Raw genomic sequence first — 6,568 nt, 5'->3', positions numbered from 1 at the left:
GGAGCATCGTGGACGCTTCTCCAACGCCGCGAGGTGCGTGCCTGGGCGCCGCAAGCGCCAAGGGATCTCCGACGCAGGGCACTAGGCGTGGCGGAGCCAGACGTTGGGTTCTGTGTAGAGGCCGTGGTTGGTGGTGTGGTTGATGTCGAGGGTTGTCAGGCCGGCGGGGATTACGTAGGTGCCTGAGGAGGGGAAGGGCATGTTGGTCCACTTCTCCCAGTCCGCGACGGTGCCGGTCATGGTTTGGGAGGCGGTCGCGGGCGCCAGCAACTTCGCGCCCAGGCGGACGTGGGTGCGAAGCCAGGGGTCGAGTGGGAGACCGTCTTTGCGGGTCCAGGTCATGAAGGTTTCGATCGGGGTCAGTGGATAGCTCGACTTCAACGTCGGGCGGACCGGGGCGATCACCTGACGAAGGCCGCCGGCGACCGCGCGGTCGCGGACGGAGGTGATGACCCGGCCGGCGTGGCCGCGGCCCTGTTCGTCGGAGCGTACGGCGGCCGCCATCAGTACGAAGGTGTTCGGTACGACGCCCTCCTCGTACCCGAGAACCGAACGCACCAGGGAATCCGTGAACCCACCGGGAAGATCCTCGACCGTCCCGTCCCACGCGAGCGGCACACCCCAGCACCCCGCGATGAGCCGCTCGTCGTCGGACACGAGATAGAACTCCCACTCCGGGAAGTACTCCTGCCGCCGATCGATGTACTTCCGCACCTCGACGTCGTGGAAGATGAACTCCGGCCACTCCTCCGCGAAGCGCTGAGCGGCCTCCTCGTCGTACTGCGGTGCCTGCGCGACTGGGATCAGCTCATACATGTTCGGCACATTAGCCCGCAGGCAGGGCACCAGCCACCGCCTTAATGCCGGGCAGCGATCCACCTGGCGACCTGGGTGCCCAGGGTGTCGCCGTCGTTCATGGAGTGGCGGAAATGCAGACCGGAGAGGATGCGGGCCTCGCGGACGTCGGTGCGTACGGCGGACAGGTCCGGGTACACGCGAGTGGTGTTCGTGACCACGCTGCTCATCACCACGCGCAACTTGCCGGTGTGGAAGAACGCCTGCAGCGCACGGGTCACGCCAGCGGTGAAACACGCATGGCCGGACGGGTACTCCGGGTGGTTGACGTTCAGCAGGGACTGCCAGGTCGGGTCAGCCGGCGTACGCGGGTTGCCGTCCGTGTCCGCGCGCTGGATGGCGTGCACCGGACGCCAGGACAGGTAGTGGAACTTGGCGTCCCAGCACGCGATGACCGAGTCACCGGCGGACACGTGCACCAGCGCGAGCATCTGCGCCGCAGCGGACAGGGAGAGATGCCGATCGGCTGCCAGCTGCAGCAGGGCCCGGCTCCACTGCTGAGCGGTCTGCTCGGACCAGAACATCGCCGTCTCGGTCTGCTTGGCGGTGCGCGTCGTACTGTCCTTACGGCCGAGTGAGGCCACCTCGGCAACGTCACGCGCGTAGCGCTTGCTGGTCAGCGCGTCAGGACCATCGGGGCGGAACTGCGCTCGGTAGCGCAGAGCCAGCGGTCGGACCTGCGTGAGGACGATGTCCACGGGAGGCGTCGGAGCGGTCGGCTCCCACACTCCCGGCCCTGGCGGGGGCTGCTTGTAGGGCACTGTGTTGGCGAGCCCGTCTCCTGCGCGCCATGCGAGTACGGCGGCCGCCACCGACCGGCCCAGCGTGATCCCGCGAGTCTTCGCTCGGCCGTTCGGCACACCAGCCAGGTAGTCGGCGTACGTGCCGTCCAGCCCTGGCGCGGGTACCCGAGCCCGGAGTACGTCGTACGTCGCTGTGGCGACGGCAGCCGCGGCAGACGCCTTCCGATCGGGTCGTACGGCGAACCGGAACGGCCGGCCCTGACCCAGTCCGGCCACCGTGTCCGCGATCGCGATGTGCACGATCCCCAGCAACACCTCGGAACTCGCCGGTGGACGCCCGGCCACGATCGTCTGGGTGGCGATCCGGCTCCAGTCGAGCACCGGCGCGGCGCTCGTTGAAGCAGACGCCACCGATGGCATCGGCGACAACCCCGCGCCGGTGAGCGCCAGCACCCCGACGATCAGCAGCGTGGCCGGACGAGACAGCGACCTCATGACGTTCCCCCTCGAACAACGGAACGGCACGGCGCCGCCCCCACCACCGCCACCATCACCGCGCGGACCGCCCGCGGCCATACGACGTTCGACGTATTCGCAAACCGCAGGACCGGGCCTAGCCTGACGGGAGGGGAGGGGTACGTCATGGGGAACCAGCTGACCGTCACCGAACGAGACCTACGCCAACTGCTGGATGTCGTCGAACGAGGTCGGGAGGCCGACTCCGAGGAGTACTTCCCGCGCGGTCTGCTGCGCGCACTGGCCGATCTGATCCCCGCCGAGGACATCACGTTCCAGCGCAGCCGCCCGCTCGAACGCGAGATCGTCGGGCTCGAGGAGGTGACCGGCGACACCGTCGAGCTCGACGGCGACTGGGAGGATCTGTTCTGGCGGTCGTACTGGGAGGGCGAGGCGTGCAGCCGGCCGCAGCGCACCGGCGACTACGACACCGTCTGGAAGGTGTCCGACTATCTGCCTGGGCGCAAGCTGGCGAACTCGATCGTCGGCGAGTGGTTCCGCCTCTGCGGCATCCGCCATGAGATGACCGTCCCGTTGCCCGTCCGCGGTGCGGAAGACCGTCGCCTGCTGCTGTTCCGCGCCGCTGGACGCGACTTCACCGAACGCGAACGGCTGCTGCTCACGATGCTCCGGCCGCACATCGTCGAGATCGGCCGCGCCCACGAACGCCGCCGGGCCGGCGTACCGGACCTGACCAGCCGTCAGCTGCAGCTGCTCCGCCTGGTCGCCGACGGGCACAGCAACACCCAGATCGCGCACCGGCTATTTGTTGCCGAGGGCACTGTTCGCAAGCATCTGGAGAACATCTACGAACGGCTCGGAGTGACCAGCCGGACGGCAGCGGTCGCGACCGCCTTCCCGGTCACCCACTCCGCCTAGCCGGTCGGCCCGGCCGTCCGGACGGCGCGCGGGGAGCCGCCGAGTTCGCGGCGGCAGGTCTTGTTGAAGGCCTGCAGGTCGGGGATGCCGACCGAGGCGGCGACGGCCGGGATCGACAGGGTCGAGGAGACCAGGAGATGACGGGCGCGGCCCATGCGACGACCGCGGATGTAGGCGATGACGGTCTGCCCGGTCTCGGTCTGGAACAGGCGGGTCAGGTGGTTGTGCGAGACGCCGGCGAGGCGGGCCAGGGTGGGGACGGTGAGCGGCTGGGCGAGGTTGGCCTCGATGTAGGCGATGGCGTTGGCGACCGCCGGGTGGCGAGCGTCGCCCTCGGTGGTCGCGGCGGTCAGGTCGACGATGCGCCACAGTGCGGTCCACACCTCGGCCGTCGTACGCGATGATCCTGAGGGCGACGCTTCGACGGCCCAGCGCAGTAGGTCCGACAGCATGGGCGCGGCCGCGCCCGCGTCCTGTACGACGGGCAGGTACGACGGCTCGCCCGCCACGACCGGCCGGAAGTGGGCATACAGGTGCTCGGACCGTCCCCGGTAGTCGAACCGCACCTGCGACCCGGCCGGTGTCAGCGACACGTATCCGGGCGCCACGGAGTACGTCGTACCCGCGAGGGTGAGATCGGCGGAGTACGAGTACAGATGCAGCTGCCACAGGTCCGGCAGCCGGAACACATCCCGCAGGCTGCGCACCCCGTGGATGCCCACCCCGACGTTCACGACCTCCGGCGGCTCTGCCAGGTGCAGCTCGATCATGGTGAGAAATTACCACCAGTGGTGAACACAACCAACGCGTTGCAACGTGGAAGGAATCTAACCTGGTGGAGTAGTTACCACTACCCCCGAGAGGGAGTCTCATGCCCCACCCGCATCAGAAGAACCTGCTCACCTCGGTTCAGATGGCGCATTTCGTGGCCACCGGGTCGTTCCGGATGGACGCCGTGGTCCCCGACGAGATGAACCAGCAGGCGCTCGAGGTCCTGAAGGCCGGCATCCCCGGCGTCCCGTACGGCACCCCGCTGTCGGAGGCGTTCGCGGACAGCGAGTTCGTCCAGCGGCTGGTGCAGCTGCCGGAGGTCGCCGGTGCGATCCACAGCCTGGTCGGGCCGGAGCCGACCGTCGACCACCACGCCGTGCACATCCGCAAGGCGAACGAGGGCGAGGCGCAGAACCTGCACGGTGACGCGATCATCGACGTCCGCCCGGACGCGTTCGACGTACAGCTGATGTATTACCCGCAGGACGTGACGCTCGAGATGGGCGGCACGCTCAGCGTGCCCGGCAGCCACCTGCGCCGGACGAACGAGTCCGACACCGGCCGCTACCAGAACCTGCTCGGCCAGACCCGGCTGGTGTGCCCGGCCGGCACCGTGCAGTTCCTGCACCACGGCATCTGGCACGGCGGCCGCAAGAACGACAGCGCCATCGACCGGTACATGTTCAAGATCCGGTTCAACCCGACCGTCCGCCAGGTCCGGCTCTGGAACCTCGAGGACCTGTACGACCCAGAGGTCGCGCGCGAGCTGGACCAGTCGTTCCCCTGGTACGAGAACGCCACCGGCCGGCTGGAGAAGTACAACCGGATCAAGCTGTGGCAGGCGCTCACCGGCGACGACACCTTCGACCCGGAGTTCTGGGTCACCCGAGTGTCGAACCGCCCGCAACGGGTGGTCGCCCAGCGCAGCATGAACCCGCACGCCACGAAGAAGGAGATGGCATGACCGCCCCCGCCACCAGCACCGCCCCCGCCGAGACCGGCCAGACGGTCCGCCAGCAGGTCCTGGTCCTCTACCTGGCGTCCTCCGCGCTGGACGCCCGCGTGGTCGGCTGGTCGACGTACGACGGAACCGGAGCGACCCACCCGACCACGGGTGACAGCGACGTCCCGCCGTACGCGAGTGGTCTGGACGCCCTGAAGGACGGCTGGCGCCTCTTCCAGGCCGCCCAGCTCCTGCCGCCGTTCCCAGGACACGAGTACGACGTCTCGTTCCTCAAGCACGAGTTCTTCTTCGAAAAGCTCGTCACGGTGTGAACAGGCCGTGCTGCATCGCGAACAGGGCGGCACCGGCTCGGGAGGACACGCCGAGCTTGCCGTAGATGTGCTGGACGTGATGCTCAGCGGTACGGCGTGACACCACCAGCTCGCGCGCGATCTCCGCATTGGACGAGCCACGTGCGAGCAGACGCAGTACGTCGACCTCCCGCTCGGTGAGGCCGGCCGGACGGCTCATGCGGCCGGGCACCTGGTGCCCGGCCGCTCCGAGCACAGCCTTCACGCAGTCGGCATCCAGCCTGCCGGCCGCTGCCTCAGCCAGGACGATCTCCGCAGCCCTGTCCGGTGAGTGCGCGGCCCGGTGTGGCCGGTCCTGAGTCAATGCCTGATAGCAGTCGGCCGCAGCGAGGATCCGCGCCGCTGTCGACAACTCGCCGCCCTTGACCTGCCGTGGATAGCCGGTGCCGTCGATCCGCTCGTGGTGGAGAGCGGCCAGTGCGGCGACCGGCTCGAGTACTGCGGACCGCGCGAGGATCCGCTCGGACCGGTACGGGTGCAGGCGCACCTGCTCCCAGTCGGCGCGGCGCAACTCACCAGGCCGCTCCCAGACACTCGTCGGTACGGCGACCCGCCCGAGGTCGTGCAGGAGCGCGGCCCGTCGCAGGGTTGCCCGGTCGGCGTCGTCCAGATGCAGCAGCCGCGCAGCCTCGTCGGCCAACGTCGCCACTCCGGTCGAGTGACCGAACAGGTACGGCGACTTGAGGTCGACGAAGTAGGCGAAAGTCCGGGCCACGTCGTCGAGCTGGTCCGGCCGGATGAGTGACCAGGGGCGTGGCTCGCTGTCCAGAGTCTCTTGCCACACGTCGATCTCGGCGAGGTCGGCCAGCAGGGAGTCGTCGTACGCGGCAACCACCACTGGGTCGAGCCACGTGCCTTGGCGCCGCGTGAGCGTTGCCTGCACCGGCTCACCCAGACTGTGGAAGATGACGGCCTGGGTCGCCACCTCCGCGATCCGGGTGGCGATGTCGATCTCGGTAGCGGCCAGTCCCTTCGGCGTACCGGTGCCGTCCCAGCGCTCCAGGTTCTGGTAGAGCGCTTCGGCCACGGACGGGCCGAGGCCCAAGCGGTCGGCGAGCATGCTGCCGACCTCACAGATCGCCCGCAAGATGTCGTCCTCCCCGGCGGCGAGGGTGCGGGCGAGGTACTGGAGGCGGCGGATGCCCGTGCCTTGGCCGATCTTCCGGAGGACTGTGAGCGACTCGCGTCGGTTGGCGACGTCGGTGCGCTCGGCGAGCGGACGGAGTTCGCCGGCCCGCGGGCCCATCCGGTGCGCCTCCTCGTGCGTCGTGGCAGTGCAGCCGAGGTGGCGGAGCAGTGTCGCGTAGTAGACCGTGCGCTGGTCGGCGACGCCGAGCCTGCCCGCCAGCCGGGTGGCGACCAGGCAGCTACGGATCGACTTCTCCGGGACCTGCGCCATCGCGAGATCGAGGGTGACCGACAGCGCGCAGAGGAGTTCGGCGAGTCGCAGGTCGTCCTTCGCCATGGCGTACCTCCCCGGTCCCCTCGGA

At 69.0% G+C, this 6,568-nt stretch carries 7 protein-coding genes; 3 read left to right on the top strand and 4 right to left on the bottom strand.

Annotated elements, in window-relative coordinates:
* Positions 1–81 precede the first annotated feature (81 nt).
* Both AB0I34_RS27935 and AB0I34_RS27930 read right to left on the bottom strand, forming a co-directional pair.
* Positions 82–816 (bottom strand): hypothetical protein, encoded by a 735-nt coding sequence (locus tag AB0I34_RS27935; protein WP_360450541.1) that lies wholly within the window; start codon positions 814–816, stop codon positions 82–84.
* Positions 817–857: 41 nt separating this feature from the next.
* The gene (locus AB0I34_RS27930; RefSeq protein ID WP_360450538.1) at positions 858–2,093 is read right to left on the bottom strand and encodes a vanadium-dependent haloperoxidase; all 1,236 of its coding nucleotides are present in this window, start codon (positions 2,091–2,093) and stop codon (positions 858–860) included.
* 147 nt (positions 2,094–2,240) lie between these two features.
* Here AB0I34_RS27930 and AB0I34_RS27925 point away from each other — a divergent pair, with 147 nt between their 5' ends.
* Positions 2,241–2,993 carry a LuxR C-terminal-related transcriptional regulator gene (locus AB0I34_RS27925; protein WP_360450535.1) on the top strand — a complete coding sequence of 251 codons (753 nt, stop codon included), beginning with the start codon at positions 2,241–2,243 and terminating at the stop codon, positions 2,991–2,993.
* On the opposite strand, the gene AB0I34_RS27920 is transcribed toward AB0I34_RS27925, so the two are convergent.
* On the bottom strand, positions 2,990–3,763 hold the full coding sequence (locus tag AB0I34_RS27920; RefSeq protein WP_360450533.1) for an AraC family transcriptional regulator: 774 nt from the start codon (positions 3,761–3,763) through the stop codon (positions 2,990–2,992). The two genes, AB0I34_RS27925 and AB0I34_RS27920, sit on opposite strands and share 4 nt — an antisense overlap.
* Positions 3,764–3,864: 101 nt before the next feature.
* Here AB0I34_RS27920 and AB0I34_RS27915 point away from each other — a divergent pair, with 101 nt between their 5' ends.
* Positions 3,865–4,728 (top strand): phytanoyl-CoA dioxygenase family protein, encoded by an 864-nt coding sequence (locus AB0I34_RS27915; RefSeq protein WP_360450529.1) that lies wholly within the window; start codon positions 3,865–3,867, stop codon positions 4,726–4,728.
* Positions 4,725–5,039, top strand: coding sequence for a hypothetical protein (locus AB0I34_RS27910; RefSeq protein ID WP_360450527.1), 315 nt, complete (start codon positions 4,725–4,727; stop codon positions 5,037–5,039). The genes AB0I34_RS27915 and AB0I34_RS27910 overlap by 4 nt, the downstream gene beginning before the upstream one ends.
* Here the strand turns inward: AB0I34_RS27910 and AB0I34_RS27905 are convergent.
* Positions 5,029–6,543: an HD domain-containing phosphohydrolase gene (locus AB0I34_RS27905; protein ID WP_360450525.1), complete on the bottom strand. Its 1,515-nt coding sequence runs from the start codon at positions 6,541–6,543 to the stop codon at positions 5,029–5,031. The two genes, AB0I34_RS27910 and AB0I34_RS27905, sit on opposite strands and share 11 nt — an antisense overlap.
* Positions 6,544–6,568 lie beyond the last annotated feature (25 nt).

Source organism: Kribbella sp. NPDC050281 (assembly GCF_040655855.1).
GTDB lineage: Bacteria > Actinomycetota > Actinomycetes > Propionibacteriales > Kribbellaceae > Kribbella.
This window is presented reverse-complemented; position numbering and strand designations above follow the sequence as displayed.